Below are 15,607 nucleotides of genomic sequence, written 5' to 3' on the forward strand. Positions count from 1 at the left end.
GGCCATAGCCACTCCGGCTTCCGGCCGGGCTTCTGTGATCGTCGGCGCCGCGGTTGTGGGCGTATGGCCGCCCAGGGCGAGGAGAGCCACGCGTATTCCTGTCATGGTTCGCCATGGCCGCTGCGGTCCATTTGATGAAGCCCTGTCTGCTGCTCCGGGGTTTTCTGTTCATGGTGGCTCTTGCAGTCGAGGTTCAAAGAGTTTGCCTGTCGATCACACGGTGGATTCCGTGGTCGAAGCGTCCGGCAGGTCGCTCCAAAGAGTGGCGCATCGCGTCCGCTCCGCCTCCCCCCACCACCTTGTCCACGGCCTTCAGGGGCGCCCCAGGTCTCACCGTCGGACGGACATAAGGTTGACAGGTGAATTCAGGTACTTCCTTAAGAGATCCCCACGTCACACTAGGAAACGACCACTTGAGAATCCTTCAACTCGTCTCCCAGGGCTGCAGCATGGCGCAGGTGGCCCGCCGCATGGAGATGAGTGACCGCACGCTCCGGCGTAAACTCCGCTCGATATGCGACCGCGTTGACGTGGAAACGCCGATAGAAGCAGTGGTGTGGGCCGTGCGCCGAAGAATCATCTGACCGAAGTCACTCCGGTACACCGCAGCCGTGGCACCGTGCCCCGGTGCGGTGATCAGGCGGTGATCAGGTCGCGATGCGATCGGACCGCGCCGCCACGCGGTCATCCCGCACCACCCCCCAGTGCGTGCCCTGCCGCTGGTGGCCGATGCCGGTCAATTCGTTGTCCGGCGGCATCGGCCCACGATAGAAAGCGTCTGTGGCAGGCGAAAAGATAAAATACCCGCAGGTCCGGTCTTCCGCGTCGGCTGTCGACAGTCCCGTGAGCGCGTCGGTCGAACAGCTTCTGAGTCAGCTTGAGTTAGGTTCACTGAACGCCTCGGAGGTCTACTCCTATCCCGGCCGGAACGAGAACTGGTCCGGGGTCACGGACACCGGAAATTCGGTATTCGTGAAGCAGCTCAGGGGGAGCCCCAAGGAATCCCTGAAGCGCTACCGAAGGATCCTGGCGTTCGAGCACTTGGTGAAGGGCGGTATCCGGCCCGTCCCCCGCCCCGAATTCCTCGGGGGCGACGAGGAACAGCGGCTGCTGGTCTTCCGGATGCTGGACGACATCAGGTCCGGCAGCGAGCTGGCCGCGGACCAGGAGTTCACCGAGTCCATGTCGGCGGAGGCCGGTCGGACGCTGGCGGCGCTGCACCGGCTCCCCTTCCGGGCCGAGGATTTCCCCGAGACGGATCCTCATCCGTTCCCACCGGTCGACGATCTGCGGTCGCTGCCTCTGGAGAACTACGTCAACGCCACCGGCGCCTTCGTGCAGGCATGGGCGCTGCTGCAGCGTGATGCCGCGCTGCTGGACGAGCTGGAGCGGCTGCGCGCGACCGAGACCGAGGTCGCACGGGTACCTGTCCACGGTGATCTGCGGCTGGATCAGTTCCTGCTCACCGACACCGCGTTCTACGTCAACGACTGGGAAGAGTTCAGGCTCGGCGACCCGGCACGCGATGTCGGGGCGTACGTCGGCGAGTGGCTGCACCGCGCGGTGCTGCGGATTCCCGGCCAGGAGACGGACGACGCGTTCTCCCCGGTGCTCACCCACGAGGACGTCGTGGCGCGCGGCAGCGAGGAAGTGGCCCGCGTACTGCCGCTGATCTCGGCGTTCCACCGTGGCTACCGCGAGGGCGGAGCCCCCGACGACGACGGACTCGTGGTGCGGGCCACGTCCTACGCCGGATGGCATCTGATCGACCGGCTGATCGCCTCGACCAGGGAGAGCGGCCGGCTGTCGGCCATCGTCCGGGCGGCGGCGGGCATCGGCAGGACCGCGCTGCTCGACCCGCGGAGCTTCGTCTCCACGGTCGGACTCGGGGAGGCTTCATGAGCACGCACATCGAAGAGACCGCCACGCCCGGTCGCGCGCCATCCGCGCGCAGCGGGCTGCCGGAGCACCCTGCCGCGAACGGGGGTTCCGTATCGGTGCTTTCGGCCGGGCTCCGCCGGGCGCTGGAGGACGTACGGATCGCGCCGGACGGCAGGACGGCCTGGGTACGGGACGACGAGGTGACCGCCGAGTCCGCGTCCGCGATGCGCTTCGTGCTCGCCCGCACCCTGTACGAAGTGCTGCACACCGGGCGCGGGGTCAAGGACCGCGAGCCGCCCAAGACGCTGCGCGCGCCGGACTTCGAGGCACGGCTGGCGAAGGCGACACCGCATCCGGAGACGGTCGCCGCGGTGCTCCTCACCGAGCAGCGGTCGGCCGCCGGGCGCCGGGTCGTGGAGATCGACGGCCTGCGGGTGGGCGTCCCGGACTCGGCGACGCTGCGGGAAACCGGGCGGCTGGCGGGCGATCCCGGACGCCCGGTGGCGATGGCGCATCTCCCCTCCGCCCGCCCGCTCCTGTCTCCCGGCTTCTTCCTCGTGGACAGCGGCGCGGGCCGCACCGGCGGTGGCCATCTGCTGCGGCTCTATCTGCGGGTGGCCGACCCCGACGCGGCGCCGGAGCTGTGGCATGCCGTACTGAGCGCTCTGGAGAGCCGCTCCGCGACCTATCGCGCGAAGATCATCTCGAATCCGGCGAGTCTGCCGCGCAACGACGGCATGGTCGTCTACCTCGGCTCCCGCTCCTGGCACGTGGTCGACACCGTGGCCGAAACCGCGCTCGCCACCGGCCTGCCCGAGGGGCCCGCCCCCGCGTTCGCCCATGTGATCGCGCCCGGGGTGACGGCCGCGTGGGAGCCGAAGGACGACCGTACGGGCATGCGGGGACTGAGTTTCGGCGAACACCGGGCGCATGTGGTCGCGCGGGCCTTCGTGAGCGCGGCGGAGCAGCGCCGCGAGCGTCCGACGGACGCCGAGCTGGCGGCGGCGTGCGCCGCGGCGAACGTGGATCCCGCCGACCCCGCCCGGAATCTCGATTCGAGCGACTGGCCGTGGAACGCGGCCCGGCACGACGGTGACCGGAGGTGACGGCACAGCGCAGGAGGTCCCCCACCATGGCCGGAGAACCACGCCCTGACGGCACCCGCGAACTGCGCGTCTTCACACAGCTCATGGAGGGCCGGAAGGCCACCGTGGCCGCCGCGGTGGTGCTGAGTCTGCTCTCCGCCACCGCCAACCTCGTCCTCCCTCTCCAGGTCCGCGATCTGGTGATGGCTCTCGCCGAGGATGAACGGCCCGTCGGTCCGCTGCTCATGATGGCGGGCCTCGCGGTGGGCGCCGGGCTGGCGGCGGCGCTCTCCTCCTACCTGCTCGCCCGGGCCGGTGAGGGCCTGGTGTCCGAGGCCCGGTTCCGGATCGTCTCGCACATCCTGACCCTGCCGCTGCGGCGGGTGCGGCGGGAGGGAGCGGGCAATCTGGTCGCCCGCGCCAACTCCGACAGCACGCAGCTGCGCTCCGTGGTGGACGTCGGTGTGGCGCAGCTCCCGTCCTCGCTCTTCCTCGCCATCGGCACCCTGGTCGCCATGGGCACGCTGGACTGGGTCCTGCTGATCGTCGTGCTCGCCACCTTCACGATCGCCGGTGTCGGCATCTTCCTGTGCGTACGGTCGATCCGCAGCGGTGTGGAACGCCAGCAGAACGCCATCGGCACCATGTCGCAGCAGATGACGGCGGCCGTGCTGTCGCTGCCCACGGTCAAGGCGTTCCTCGCCGAACGCCAGGTGGCGTCCTCGCTGGGCCGCAGCGTCGAAGACGCGCGCGAGGCCGCCGTATCGGTCGCCCGGATGACCGCCCTGGTCGGACCCACGATGCAGCTCGGCCAACAGCTCTCGATCATCGCGGTGATGGTCACCAGCGGCGCCCGGCTCGCCTCCGGGGACCTGACCATCGGCGAGTTCGCCGCGTTCATCGTCTACCTGCTGCAACTCGTCGCGCCGCTGACTCTGCTGGTCTCGGGCGTGGCCCGGATGCAGAGCGGCCTGGCCGCCCGCGAACGGCTCAACAGTGTGCTCACCCTCGCCCCGGAAGGCTCCGGGGCCGTCGCTCCGGTCGAGCCGTCACCGGCCGCGCCCGCGGTGGACTTCGACGCGGTCACCTATACGGACGGCGGGCGCACCATCATCCACGAGGCGTCCTTCGCCGCCCCCGCACGGGGACTCACCGCCCTTGTCGGGCCGTCCGGGGCGGGAAAGACGACACTGCTCGCGCTCACCGAGCGCTTCCTCCTGCCGGACGCGGGCCGTATCTCCGTCCGCGGGGTGCCGGTCGAGCGGTGGCCCCTGCACCAGCTGCGCGGCGAGATCAGTTACGTCGACCAGAGCTTCACGCTCGTGGAGGGCACGGTGCGGCAGAACCTCCAGCTCGGGCAGGACAGGGATCTGCCGGACGCGGAGCTGTGGCAGGCGCTGGAGACGCTGGCCCTGCGCGGTGCCGTAGCAGCGCTGCCGGACGGGCTGGACACCGAGCTGGGACGGGCCGAGGACCTGTCGGGAGGCCAGCGGCAGCGGCTGGCGGCCGCCCGCGTCCTGCTGCGGGACACGAGCGTCGTCATCTTCGACGAACCGACCTCGCAGCTCGACAGCGAGAACGAGGAACGGCTGCGGGCGCTGATGCGCACGCTCGCCGCCGAGCGCGCGGTGATCGTGGTCGCGCACCGCATCTCCACGGTGCAGGACGCCGATCTGATCGTGGTCGTGGACGAGGGACACATCGTCGACCGGGGTGGGCACGAGGAGCTGCTGACGCGCTCCGCGCTCTATCAGGAGCTGGTGCACGGGCAGTCGCTGCGCGGCGGTCCGGCGAGGCGGGCGGCCGACAGCGCCCCGCTGCCGCCCGCGCCGGTGGCCGGGATGGCGGACCGGTGACCGGTACGGCGGGCGCGGTCGCACCCGTGGGGGTACGGCGCCTGCTGGTGATCGGGACGGGTTCGGTGACCGCCGCCCATCTGCCCTTCTGGGCCAGCTGGCTGAAGGTCGGGCACCCCGGTACGGAGGTGCGGTACGTACTGACCGGGGCGGCCACCAGGTTCGTCACCCGGGAGGCGCTGGTCGCCATCGGCGGCTGCGAGGTGCTGGCGGACCGATGGCCCGACGAGCCGGAGCCGCGAGCCCGGCATGTGGACCTCGCCCAGTGGCCCGACGCGGTGGTGGTGCTGCCCGCGACGCTGAACTACCTGGCCAGGCTGGCCATCGGGCTGGGCGACTCGCCCTCCCTCCTCGCGCTGCAGTGCACGCGGGCGGCGATCGCGCTGGCGCCCGCGCTGCCGCCCGGCGGCGCGGAGAGCGCGGCGTACGAGGAACACGCCGCCAAGCTCGGCGCCCGGCGCAACGTGACCGTCGTCCCGCCCCACCCCGGCCGCAGTACGACCAGCGGGAAGCGCGAGGCGTGGGCACCGGCGTCCTTCCCCGACGTGCTGGCCGCGGCCGACGGGCTGCGGGCGGAGCTGGCGGCACCGGACCCCGGCGGCCCCGCCCGGCCGGGCGGGGACACGCACCCACCTGACACCTCACGGAGGCAACCATGACCGCCGAAGCACCCCGGCAGACCGGGCACGAGGAGACGAAGCCGGGCGGGGCGAGCGCGTACGGGGAGTCGCTGGCGGACATCTACGACTCGCTCTACCCCGCCACAGGTGCCGCCATCGACTCCATGGCCGCCTTCCTCCGGGAGCTGCGCCCCGCGCCCGCCTCGCTGCTCGAACTGGGAGTCGGGACCGGTCGACTGGCGATCCCGCTGGCCGGTCACGGCTACCGGGTGCACGGCGTGGACGCGTCCCCCGCGATGCTGGCGAAGCTCCACGAGAACGACCCCACGGGCGGTGTCACCACGTCGGTGGGCGACTTCGCCGCACTGGCCGTCGAGGAGCGGTACGACCTCGTCCTCACCGCGCTGAACACCTTCTTCATGCTGCCCACTCAGGAGCAGCAGATCAGCTGCCTCCGGGGCATCCACGACGCGCTGGCGGACGGCGGGGTCGCGGTCTTCGAGACGTACAACCCGCAGATCTACCACCGGCTCACCGAGGCGACGACCCGGGTCGGCCATCTGGCGCCGGACGCGCTGCTGCTCGACACGGTCCAGGTGAACCAGTCGCTCCAGTCCGTCCTGGTCGTCCACACGGTCATGAGCCCCGGTGGGCTGCGGAAGGTGCCGGAGGTCAGCCGGTACGCCTGGCCCGCCGAGTTCGACGTGATGGCCCGTCTCGCGGGACTGCGGGTGACCGGCCGATGGGCCGACTGGGACCGCAGTCCGGTGACGGACCAGGCGGAGAAGCATGTCTATGTGGTGGAGCGGCAAAGTGTATGACTAGCTTGACGAGTTGATGTGTTAACACAATACTTCAGTTAGTTAACGCATCACATGGGGAGGTGCGCGGCATGGCCGTGTCGGCGCTGGAGGTCGACGGCGTACGGAAGAGCTACGGCAGGCGTCATGCCGTCGACGGCATGACCTTCGACATCCGCGCCGGTGAGCTGTTCGGCTTCGTGGGAAGCAACGGAGCGGGCAAGACCACCACGATGCGGATCATCCTCGGGGTCCTCACCCCCGACGCGGGAGAGGTCCGGTGGCTCGGCCGTCCGGTCGACTTCGCCGCCCGCAGGCAGTTCGGCTACATGCCCGAGGAGCGCGGTCTCTATCCGCGGATGAAGGTCGGCGAACAGCTGCGGTATCTGGGCGAGTTGCACGGCCTGTCCCCGGCCGCCGCGCGGACGGCGGCGGGCCGGTGGATCGAGCGGCTGGAGCTCTCCTCCTACGCCTCCGAGGAGGTCCAGAACCTCAGCCTCGGCAACCAGCAGCGGGTCCAGCTGGCCGCGGCCCTGGTCCACGGACCGAAAGCGCTGGTGCTCGACGAACCCTTCTCCGGTCTCGACCCGGTGGCGGTCGACGTCATGCGCGACGTGCTCGCCGAACGGGCCGCCGACGGGGTGCCCGTCATGTTCTCCAGCCATCAGCTGTCGCTCGTCGAGCGCGTCTGCGACCGGGTCGGCATCGTCGGTGGCGGGCGGCTCATCGCCTGCGGGACGGTCGAGGAGCTGAGCGAGGACGCCGATCGCCGACTGCTGGTCGACGCCCCGAAGGCGGGGGAGGACTGGGCCGCGGGGCTGGCGGGCGTGGAGGTCGTGGGCCGCGAGGGCACCCGTACCCGGCTCCGTCTGGCGAAGGGCGCGGACGACCAGCGGGTGCTCCACGCGGCGCTGGCCACCGGCCCGGTCTCCGCCTTCGTATCCGAACACCCGTCGCTGACCGAGCTGTACCGCGACCTGATCACCAGAACGGACGCGCCCGGGGAGGACACCGGGGAGGACACCGGGGAGGACGACGGAGGATCGGCGGACGCCGGAGAGCTGGCGGACGCGGGTGCGTCGGCGGGCGCCGGAGGGACAGCGGACAGCCGGACCGAGGGCGGCGAGCGATGAGCCCCGGCACCCTGTCGGCCCGCCGCGCCGTCGGCCTGGTCGCCCGGCGGGAGATCAACAGCAGGATGCGGACGAAGTCCTTCGTACTGAGCACCCTGGGGCTGTTGCTCGGACTCGGCGTCTACGCCCTGATCATCCTCCTCTCCGAGGACGGGCCGGCCAAGGTCGGCGTCGAGCGGGACGCCTCGGCGCTGCGCCCGGTGCTCGCCGCGGTGGCCGAGGGGGCGGGCGACTTCGAGTTCGTCACCGCCGACGGCGACCGTCATGACCGGCTCCTGCGCGACGGGGAGCTCTCCGCCGTGATCGGCCGCACCGACGGGCAGCTCACGCTGGCCGTGGAACGTGAGGCGGACGAGAACCTGCTCGCCGTGGTGCGCGCCGTGGCCACCGAAGAGCGCACCACCGCCGAACTGGAGCGCTCGGGTGTGGACCCCGTGGAATTCAGGGAGCGCGTGGCATCGTCCACCGTGAAGGTCGACGCACTGGATCCGTCGGAGACCAGCGCGGCCGAGCAGTTCGCGCTGATCCTCTCCTCCACCGGGCTGCTGTACTTCTTCTTCGTCTTCTACGGGATCATGCTGGCCCAGGGCGTGGTGGAGGAGAAGACCAGCCGCGTGGTGGAACTGCTCCTGTCCACCATCCGCCCCTGGCAGCTTCTCGCCGGGAAGCTGATCGGCGTGGCCGTGGCCGGGCTGACCCAGCTCGTGCTGCTCGGCGGAGCCGTGGTGGCGCTCGCCCAGGGCACCGACGCCCTCACCCTGCCGACCGCCGTGGGCGGGACGCTGGTGACGCTGGGCGTCTGGTTCCTGCTCGGCTTCTTCCTCTTCGCCGCCATGCTGGCCGCGGCGGCCGCGCGCGTCTCACGGCAGGAGGACCTCCAGGGGGTGGTGCAACCGGTGATGCTGCTCATCACCACGCCGTTCGTGCTGGGCATCGCCCTGTTGAGCAAGAACGCACACGACCCGGTGATCGAGTGGCTGTCGCTCGTACCACCGCTCAGCCCGATCCTGATGCCTGCCCGCATGCTGCTCGGCATCGCCCCGGTCTGGCAGATCGCGCTCTCCCTGGTGCTGGCGGTCGCCGCCCTGGCCGGGATGACGCGTATCGCCGGACGGATGTACGCCAACAGCGTGCTGCGCAGCGGCTCCCGCGTGCCGCTCGCCGAGGCGCTGCGGCTGCGCTAGGCGGGCCACCGCCGTCCCTTCTATGTCCCCTACCTGTGTTGTCCCTACCCGATGTATGTCCCTACCTGTGTATGTCCCTACCTGACACCTTAGGAGCACCTCATGAGCACCGCCCTCTGGATCGCCGTCGGTATCGCAGTACTCGTCGCGGTTGTCGCGGGGATCAAGAAGAGCCGGAACTGACCTGCCCGAAGCCGGTCAGAGCCCTGAAAGCCGTCAGAAGTCGAGTTCGTCGGTGGCGCCCCGGCGCAGGGGTGCCACCGACGCCTCGTCGGCGACGATCACACCCGTGAAATCGGCGGGCCGGAAGAACCGGCGGGCCGCTTCGCCGACCGCGTCGTACGGCACGCCTTCCAGCAGCGGCCCCCAGTTGTGCAGCCAGTCGGAACCGACCCCGATGTACAGCAGGTTCGCCAGACCGGATGCCAGGGCGCCCGGTGACGACATCGCTGTCGCGGTGGACCCGGCCGCGTAGCTCCTGGCGGCATCGGTCTCCCGCACCGACGGCGGCTCGGCAGCCATGCGCTCCAGCTCTTCCTTGATCACCGCGAGGGCGGGCACGGTGTGCTCGGCGGCGGTGTCGGCCTCGACCATCAGCGTCGAGGCCCCCGGTACCGACTCCATGCCCGAACCGAGCTGATAGGCGTACCCCTCCTCCTCGCGCAGCCGCGTGACCAGCCGGGAGGCGAAGGATCCGCCGAAGACCAACTGGGCCAGGTGCAGGGCCGGGTAGCCCGGATCCGTTCGGGGCAGCGCGGGGGCGGCCAGCCGGATCACGCTCTGGACGGACCCGGGCCGGTCCACCCGGAGCAGCGGTCCGCCCGCGAACCACGGCGGCACCTCGGGCAGGTCACCGTCCGGCCCCGCCTCCCACGACCCGAACGCCTTCCACGACCCGAACGTCTCCGTCACCGCGGCGACGGCTTCCTCCGGCCTCAGGTCTCCGACCAGCACGAGCACCGCGCCGCTGGCTCCCAGGTGTCGCGCGTGCAGCTCCGCCAGGCCGTCCGGTGTGCAGGCGGCGACCAGTTCGGGCGTCGGCTGCCAGCGGGCTGCGCGCTCCTTGCCGTACCGCCGTCGCAGCAGCGCGTGCTGGGCGAGGGCCGCGGGCTGGCGGGTGGCCAGCCGGATACGGCGTGCCAGCCGTTCGCGCCCGGGGATGACGACGTCCTCCGTCAGCCGCGGCTCGCGGACGGACTCGGCCAGCAGGGCGAGTACGGGCGGCAGGGCGTCGGCCATGGTGTGCCCGGTGACGGTGAGCTTGCGGGCATCCGCCGCGGAGTCCAGGGTGGCGCCGTGCGCGGCGAGCGCCGCGTCGTAGCCGTCCGCGTCCCGGTGTGCGGTGCCGTGCGGCAGGACCCCGGCCAGCAGCTGGCACGCCGCCACCTCGCCGGGGCCCGCGGCGGCGTACGGGACGGTCAGCCGGATCTCGACGAGGGGGACGACGGGGGCCGAACAGACCACCACCCGCAGTCCGTTGCCGAGGGTGAGGTCGACATCGGGCAGCGGCAGCCGTCCGGGCGCGAGGCTCGTGCCCGCGCCGCTTGTGTCCGTGTCGTCTCCGGTCATGCCGCCTGCTCTCGTGCGGCGCCCCGCGGCGCGGCTTCTCCCGGTACGAAGCGCACCACCGCCCGGTGCGAGGACATGAGCCGGGCGGCGGCCCGGCTCACCTGCTCACCGGTCACCCCGGTCCCTATCAGCTCGGGCAGCGCCTGCGTCAGCTCGGCCTCGCCGAACAGGATCTCGCGCAGCCCGAGCAGCTGTGCCCGGGTGCCAGGGTCGCCCAGCCCGCGCAGGGCCCCGGCGGCCCAGCGGGCGGTCGTGGCACGCAGCAGGCCGGGGTCGACCTCGTCCCTCGCCAGCGCCTCCAGGGTGCCGTCCAGTGCGGACAGGACGTCCTCGGCGCCGTGCTCGTGCTCGTGCACGGCGAACAGCGTCAGCAGATCGGGTCCCGCCGTGTCCAGCGGCAGCCCGAACAGACCGCAGCCCACCGAGAGGCTCGACACCTCCGCGTCGGCTGTCGTCCCTCGGCGCGGCCCTGGGGGCCGCCCTCTCTGCAGCCCTCGGCGCAGCAGGGCTTGTCTGCCCTGTCCGAGCAGCGCGGCCAGGACGAGGTGCGCGAGATAGTCGGTGCGCTCGGTGACGGGGTCCGGCATCCGGTAGCCCACCGCCACCGCGGGCGCCCCGGCGTGCGGGTCGGCGACTGATCGCCGCCGCTCCTCGTGCGGCAGCGGCTCGTGCGCGTCGGGCGCGACCACCGGCGGACGCGCCGCCAGGGTCCCGAAGTGCCTGCGTACGAGACGCTCCGCCGTCCCCGGGTCGAACGCGCCGGTCAGCGTCACCACAGCATTTCCGGGTCCGTAGTGGTCGGCGAAAAACCTCTCGCACAGCGGAATGTCGAATGATTCCAGGTCGACGGTTTCGCCGTACCCGTCCCTGGTGTTCTCGGCACGACTGTGCAGGGCGCGCGGAAGCACCCAGGGGAAAGCGCCGTACGGGCGATTGCGCACCATGAGGCGGATCTCCTCGTCGATCACCGCGGTCTGCGTGCGCAGGCTTTGCGCGGAAATGCGAGGCGAGCGCATTCGGTCCACTTCGAGCGCGAGCAGCATTTCCAATGCGGAGGCAGGGGCGGCGGCGTAGTAAACCGTCACATCCTGGCGGGTCCTGGCGTCGCCGAATCCGCCTGCGCGCTGCACCTGGGGCAGGTACCCCTCGGGCGCGGCACGGCGGCCGCCTTGGAACACAAGGTGCTCGAAGAGATGTGCGAGGCCCGTATGTCCCCTGGGTTCGGTCCGGAAACCGACGCCGTAGTGCACCGCGACGCCGATGGAGGCGCCCACGGGATTCGGTGCCATCAACACCCGCAGACCATTGTCCAATACCAGGCGGCGCAGCTGATTTCCGATCATCCCGGCGAGTATAGAACGAGTCAAGTACCCGCTCAACGGGGAACGTTGACCGATAGCGGCCAGTGTCCGCATGCGGCCAACCCCATTGCCAGCACGGCGCCGGTCAGGGAATCGTTCTGTCGCGGCCGGTGAACGCGATTGCTGAAATCGCCGATCCGGTCACCCATCAATTCCATATCACCGGGAGTCATTATGAACACCCAGTCCCTCATCAGTGGCTACTCCGCCTACGCCGACGCCGACGAGATCGTTCCGGCGACGGAGGCCCCGGGCGCCACCATCACCATCACCACCTCGTCGCAGGCCTGTATCTCCGCCGCGTCCGCCGTCTCGGCTGTGTCGGTCGACAACACCTTCGACCACTCCTGCTGAACCGCGTGACCCGCTGAGCAGCAGGGCGGGTGCCCACCGCCGCAATCGGTGGGCACCCGCCCTGTCGCACGAGAGCCGGGTCACCGGTCTCCGCCTCTCGGCTCGCTCGTCGTTCTGCGCCTCTCGGCTCACTCGTCGTGATCCGCCTCGGCGTCCTCGACGCCCGCACCGGAGAACCCCAGGATGATGGAGGGCAGCGCCGATGAAGTCAGCATCAGCGTCGTCAGTAGTGCGGGCATGCGCTCGATCATCTCGGGCTCGTTCTGGAAGACGACCATGAGCAGGACCACGGCCATACCGGCGCCGACCGCGCACTGGTATCCGATGAAGGAGACCCGGTCGCGCAGCCCGCGTTCGCGTTCGTCCAGTCCCTTCAGCGGCCGTTCGGCCACGCCCCGGGTCATCGAGCGCAGTACGCCCCACACCAGTAGCCAGACGGCGAAGGCCACGAGCCACCACGAGTCGGAGAACGCGTTGCCCTCGGAGATGAGCGACAGCACCAGCATGACCGCGCTCAGCGCGGAGAGCGAGAGCGCCACGGGGGACGCGGGGCTGCGGACCAGGCCCGTCGTCCCGTCGGAACCGTGCTGACTCACGAGCGTTCCTCCTTGTTGTACAGCTGGGCGGACAGCGGGACGAAGGGCTTGCGACTGAAGATCGCTTCGATCGGAAGCTCGAACACGTCGCTGAACCGGAACGCCAGATCGAGGCTCGGGAAGTAGTCGCCCCGTTCGATGGCACCGATGGTCTGCGGGTGCACCTCCACCGACTTGGCCAGCGCGACCCGGCTGAGGCCGCGCTCCGCACGGAGCACTCTCAGCTGGTTGTAGATCGGCATTCCCTCGCGATGGCTCACTGGGCTCATGCAAGGAATGTAGTGGAAACACAACAGTTCGTCAAGGAAAAGCAACGGCTCTGGTAGGGGTCACCGCACCAGAGACAAGGGAAGGTGTGCTAGATGCTCCCGAGCGTGCTCGTGCCGAACATGCCGGACACCCCGGACGCCCTGCGGCCCCACGCCGAGCTGGTACGCGACACCGGGGCCCGCCGCCTGTGGACGGGGCAGTCGCTCAAGGTGGAGACCCACCAGGCGTTCGCCCATCTCGCCGGTGCGGGAGTACGCGTCCCCATCGGCACCAGCGTGACCCTGATGCCGCTGCGCCATCCGTACGAGGCCGCCCTCCAGGCGCGCTCACTCGCCCTGATGACCGGCCAGCCAGTGGTGGCCGGATACGGCGTCGGCGCACCCGCGTTCGTACGCAGCCTCAACGGAAGCCCCTATCCCAGCCCGCGCACGATGGCCGCGGACTACCTGCGCACCGTCCGTTCCCTGCTCGACGGGGAGGTGGTCGACCACGCGGGTGACTACCACGCGCTGCGCGGGCGGCTGATCCCCATGGAGCACCCGGCCGTGGAGGTCGGCGTGGGCGTGCTGCGCCCCAACATGGCGCGTACCGCCGGTGGCGTCGCCGATGTCGCCATCACCTGGATGACCCCGCCCGGATACATCGCCGAGACCCTGCTGCCCGCACTGGAGGAAGGGGCCAAGGACCGGGACGCCCGCTGCCGCGTCGCGACCGTCGTCCATGTCGCGGTGGAGCGCGGCGGCCGGGACCCGTACACGCTCGCCCACACCGCCGCCGCCGGGCACCTCTCGGCCGACCACTACACGGACATGCTGCGCCGGGCCGGTGTGGCCGCCGAATCGTCCGACCCGAGGGCCGGTGCCGTCTCCCTGGTGGACAGCGGTACGTACGTGTTCGGCTCGGCGGACCACATCGCCGCCCGGCTCGACGAATACCGGGACGCCGGGGTGGACGAGGTGATTCTCAACTGCGCCGGGGTGCTCTTCACCGAGGGCCGGGAGGCAGCGTTCCAGGATGCCCGGGAGATCATCGAGGCTGTCCGGCGGCGGCACGGTGGCTGAGCCCGTCACCGTACGCGAGTACGGCACCCGCTATCTGCGGATCACCGTGCGCTACCACGGGGACGCCGGGTTCAGCTGGCTGCGCGCCCCCGGTCCGGCCCACACCCGTCCGCAGCGCCTGCCCCCGGCGGCGGTCGGCGCGGCACTGCGCCGCGTGGACACCGCCGTCAACACCGCCGTCGACACCGCCGTCGGCGGTGCCCGGCTCGCCCTGGGGGAGTGGGCCGTGGACCCGGCGGCGCCGGGTGTGCTGTACCGCGTGCCGGGCGCCGTCTCGGTGGCCCGGCTGCTGCCCTCCGGCGACGACACCGCCTTCCGGCTCTCCGTCAGCGCCCTGTCGGACGTGGGCAGGACGCTGCGGCGGCTGCACCGGGAGCCGTGGGAGCTGGCCCAGCGGCCACCGCACCACGGCATGCGACGGCTTCTCGCCTGGGTCTCCGGCGAGGAGAACACTCCTGACGCGACGCGGCTGCGCGCGCTGGCCCGCACCCGGCTCGGCCCCTCGCTGTGGGCGCGGCTGACGGACTGGTCCCAGGCCGCGAACGAACCACCCGGCGGCGCAGGCGCCGTTCTGCTGCACGGTGCGCCCAGCACCGGCTGGCTGGTCCCCTCCGCTGCCGGTGGTCACCCCGCCCTGCTCACCGGAGAGGAGGTCACCGGGGGCGATCCCGCCCTCGATCTCGGCTGGCTCCTCGGCGAATTGCACGAACTGCGCGCCGCCGCCGCGCGCGGCCTCGGCGCCGCCGGACAGGGCCCGCCGGTCGACTACGCGACCGCGGCCCACGCCCTGCTCTCCGGTTACACCGGCGGCGACGGCACCGCCGCCGTCCCGCCCGGCACCGAGCGCGCGGCCACCCTGCGACTGGCCGTCCACATGCGGGACTTCGCCTCGTTCGTCGGCTGGCACGAGGACCTGCGCCACTACTGCGACCTGCTCGCTGAAACGCTCACCGAGGACGGCGCTCCCACCCTTCAGTGGGCCACGCCCACGAGGACCCCATCACCTCGATGAGGTCCCCCGCGGTCCCTGTCCTGCCGTCAGCTGCCCGCGATGGCCGTCGTCGTCGCCGTCACCACGATGATCGCCGTCAGCGCGTCCTCCGCGGCCTTCACGACATGGCGAACCGCCGCCGCGGCCCACTGGCCGTCAGCGATCGACTCCATGGCCGCCGCGACCCGGCGCGCGTCGCCGTCCGGGAAGGCCAGCCGGTGCAGCTTCGCCCCGTGCAACACGGCCACCAGGCTCGCCGTACGGACGTCCGGCGTCGCGCCCTGAAGGACGACCGCGTCGAGGCGCTGCCGTACCGCCGCCTCCACCGAACCGTCCGCCTCCGGATAGCGGCGCACCGGGAAGAGGCCGAGCACCTTCTTCTTCTCCTCCCGGACCAACCCCTTCTCGATCAGCCCCGCGTTCGCCCGGGCCACCGCGTCCGTCTTCAAGTGGTCGATCCAGTACTTGGTCCTGGCCGGATCGTCCTTGCCTGTGATGGCGGCGAGCGCGGCATCGAGGGCGGGCTCACCCGGCGGCGTCGCGTCGACGACGGTGACCTTGTCGTCGGTGACGTCGATCCGGTCGGCCAGGGCGAGCTCCACCAGCGAGGCCGCGGCGATCGCCGGAGCCACCTTCGCCGACTCCTTCGCGGTGCCGGACTCGTCGTCCAGCGAGAGGAGCAGAAGCTGCTCGCCCAGTGTGGTGGGGGTTTCCGTGGGCGGTTCCATCGCTGTGTCCATTCCTCAGGCGTTCGGGTGGGGCCGGTCGTCGTTGAAGAGGAGTTCCGTACCGCGATTCTCCGTCACGTGCCGTGCGCCACTCCATACCGGTCAACTCGCAGTCGCC

The 15,607-nt window shown here is 71.1% G+C and carries 15 protein-coding genes; 10 read left to right on the top strand and 5 right to left on the bottom strand.

Annotated features, from left to right (window positions below):
- Positions 1-843 precede the first annotated feature (843 nt).
- From lxmK to ACZ59A_RS10390, 7 genes are all read left to right on the top strand, one after another.
- A complete protein-coding gene (gene lxmK, locus ACZ59A_RS10360) occupies positions 844-1,902 on the top strand; it encodes a class V lanthionine synthetase subunit LxmK (protein WP_470956126.1) in 1,059 nt (352 codons plus the stop codon).
- The gene (locus ACZ59A_RS10365; RefSeq protein WP_470956129.1) at positions 1,899-2,987 is read left to right on the top strand and encodes a T3SS effector HopA1 family protein; all 1,089 of its coding nucleotides are present in this window, start codon (positions 1,899-1,901) and stop codon (positions 2,985-2,987) included. Before lxmK ends, ACZ59A_RS10365 begins: the two co-directional genes overlap by 4 nt.
- A 26-nt stretch (positions 2,988-3,013) precedes the next feature.
- Positions 3,014-4,822 carry an ABC transporter ATP-binding protein gene (locus ACZ59A_RS10370; protein WP_470956132.1) on the top strand — a complete coding sequence of 603 codons (1,809 nt, stop codon included), beginning with the start codon at positions 3,014-3,016 and terminating at the stop codon, positions 4,820-4,822.
- A complete protein-coding gene (locus tag ACZ59A_RS10375) occupies positions 4,819-5,481 on the top strand; it encodes a flavoprotein (protein ID WP_470956135.1) in 663 nt (220 codons plus the stop codon). Before ACZ59A_RS10370 ends, ACZ59A_RS10375 begins: the two co-directional genes overlap by 4 nt.
- A complete protein-coding gene (locus ACZ59A_RS10380) occupies positions 5,478-6,263 on the top strand; it encodes a class I SAM-dependent methyltransferase (protein WP_470956138.1) in 786 nt (261 codons plus the stop codon). The genes ACZ59A_RS10375 and ACZ59A_RS10380 overlap by 4 nt, the downstream gene beginning before the upstream one ends.
- A 71-nt stretch (positions 6,264-6,334) precedes the next feature.
- Positions 6,335-7,375 carry an ABC transporter ATP-binding protein gene (locus ACZ59A_RS10385; RefSeq protein ID WP_470956140.1) on the top strand — a complete coding sequence of 347 codons (1,041 nt, stop codon included), beginning with the start codon at positions 6,335-6,337 and terminating at the stop codon, positions 7,373-7,375.
- A complete protein-coding gene (locus ACZ59A_RS10390; protein ID WP_470956143.1) occupies positions 7,372-8,559 on the top strand; it encodes an ABC transporter permease in 1,188 nt (395 codons plus the stop codon). The genes ACZ59A_RS10385 and ACZ59A_RS10390 overlap by 4 nt, the downstream gene beginning before the upstream one ends.
- 216 nt (positions 8,560-8,775) lie before the next feature.
- Here ACZ59A_RS10390 and ACZ59A_RS10395 read toward each other — a convergent pair whose 3' ends face one another.
- On the bottom strand, positions 8,776-10,128 hold the full coding sequence (locus ACZ59A_RS10395) for a M16 family metallopeptidase (RefSeq protein WP_470956146.1): 1,353 nt from the start codon (positions 10,126-10,128) through the stop codon (positions 8,776-8,778).
- Positions 10,125-11,471: a M16 family metallopeptidase gene (locus ACZ59A_RS10400; RefSeq protein ID WP_470956149.1), complete on the bottom strand. Its 1,347-nt coding sequence runs from the start codon at positions 11,469-11,471 to the stop codon at positions 10,125-10,127. Before ACZ59A_RS10400 ends, ACZ59A_RS10395 begins: the two co-directional genes overlap by 4 nt.
- A 192-nt stretch (positions 11,472-11,663) precedes the next feature.
- Here ACZ59A_RS10400 and ACZ59A_RS10405 point away from each other — a divergent pair, with 192 nt between their 5' ends.
- Positions 11,664-11,843: an LxmA leader domain family RiPP gene (locus tag ACZ59A_RS10405; RefSeq protein WP_468056093.1), complete on the top strand. Its 180-nt coding sequence runs from the start codon at positions 11,664-11,666 to the stop codon at positions 11,841-11,843.
- Positions 11,844-11,971: 128 nt separating this feature from the next.
- Here ACZ59A_RS10405 and ACZ59A_RS10410 read toward each other — a convergent pair whose 3' ends face one another.
- A complete protein-coding gene (locus tag ACZ59A_RS10410) occupies positions 11,972-12,439 on the bottom strand; it encodes a hypothetical protein (RefSeq protein ID WP_470956153.1) in 468 nt (155 codons plus the stop codon).
- Positions 12,436-12,708, bottom strand: a complete 273-nt coding sequence (locus tag ACZ59A_RS10415; protein ID WP_468056097.1) for a helix-turn-helix transcriptional regulator — start codon at positions 12,706-12,708, stop codon at positions 12,436-12,438. The genes ACZ59A_RS10410 and ACZ59A_RS10415 overlap by 4 nt, the downstream gene beginning before the upstream one ends.
- 93 nt (positions 12,709-12,801) lie before the next feature.
- Here ACZ59A_RS10415 and ACZ59A_RS10420 point away from each other — a divergent pair, with 93 nt between their 5' ends.
- On the top strand, positions 12,802-13,770 hold the full coding sequence (locus tag ACZ59A_RS10420) for an LLM class flavin-dependent oxidoreductase (RefSeq protein ID WP_470956156.1): 969 nt from the start codon (positions 12,802-12,804) through the stop codon (positions 13,768-13,770).
- Positions 13,763-14,782 (top strand): phosphotransferase family protein, encoded by a 1,020-nt coding sequence (locus ACZ59A_RS10425; protein ID WP_470956159.1) that lies wholly within the window; start codon positions 13,763-13,765, stop codon positions 14,780-14,782. The genes ACZ59A_RS10420 and ACZ59A_RS10425 overlap by 8 nt, the downstream gene beginning before the upstream one ends.
- A 26-nt stretch (positions 14,783-14,808) precedes the next feature.
- Here the strand turns inward: ACZ59A_RS10425 and ACZ59A_RS10430 are convergent, their stop codons facing one another.
- Complete coding sequence (locus ACZ59A_RS10430) at positions 14,809-15,489, bottom strand: GOLPH3/VPS74 family protein (protein ID WP_470956162.1); 681 nt, start codon at positions 15,487-15,489, stop codon at positions 14,809-14,811.
- Positions 15,490-15,607: the final 118 nt, after the last annotated feature.

It is taken from the genome of Streptomyces sp. NPDC040405 (genome assembly GCF_055595765.1).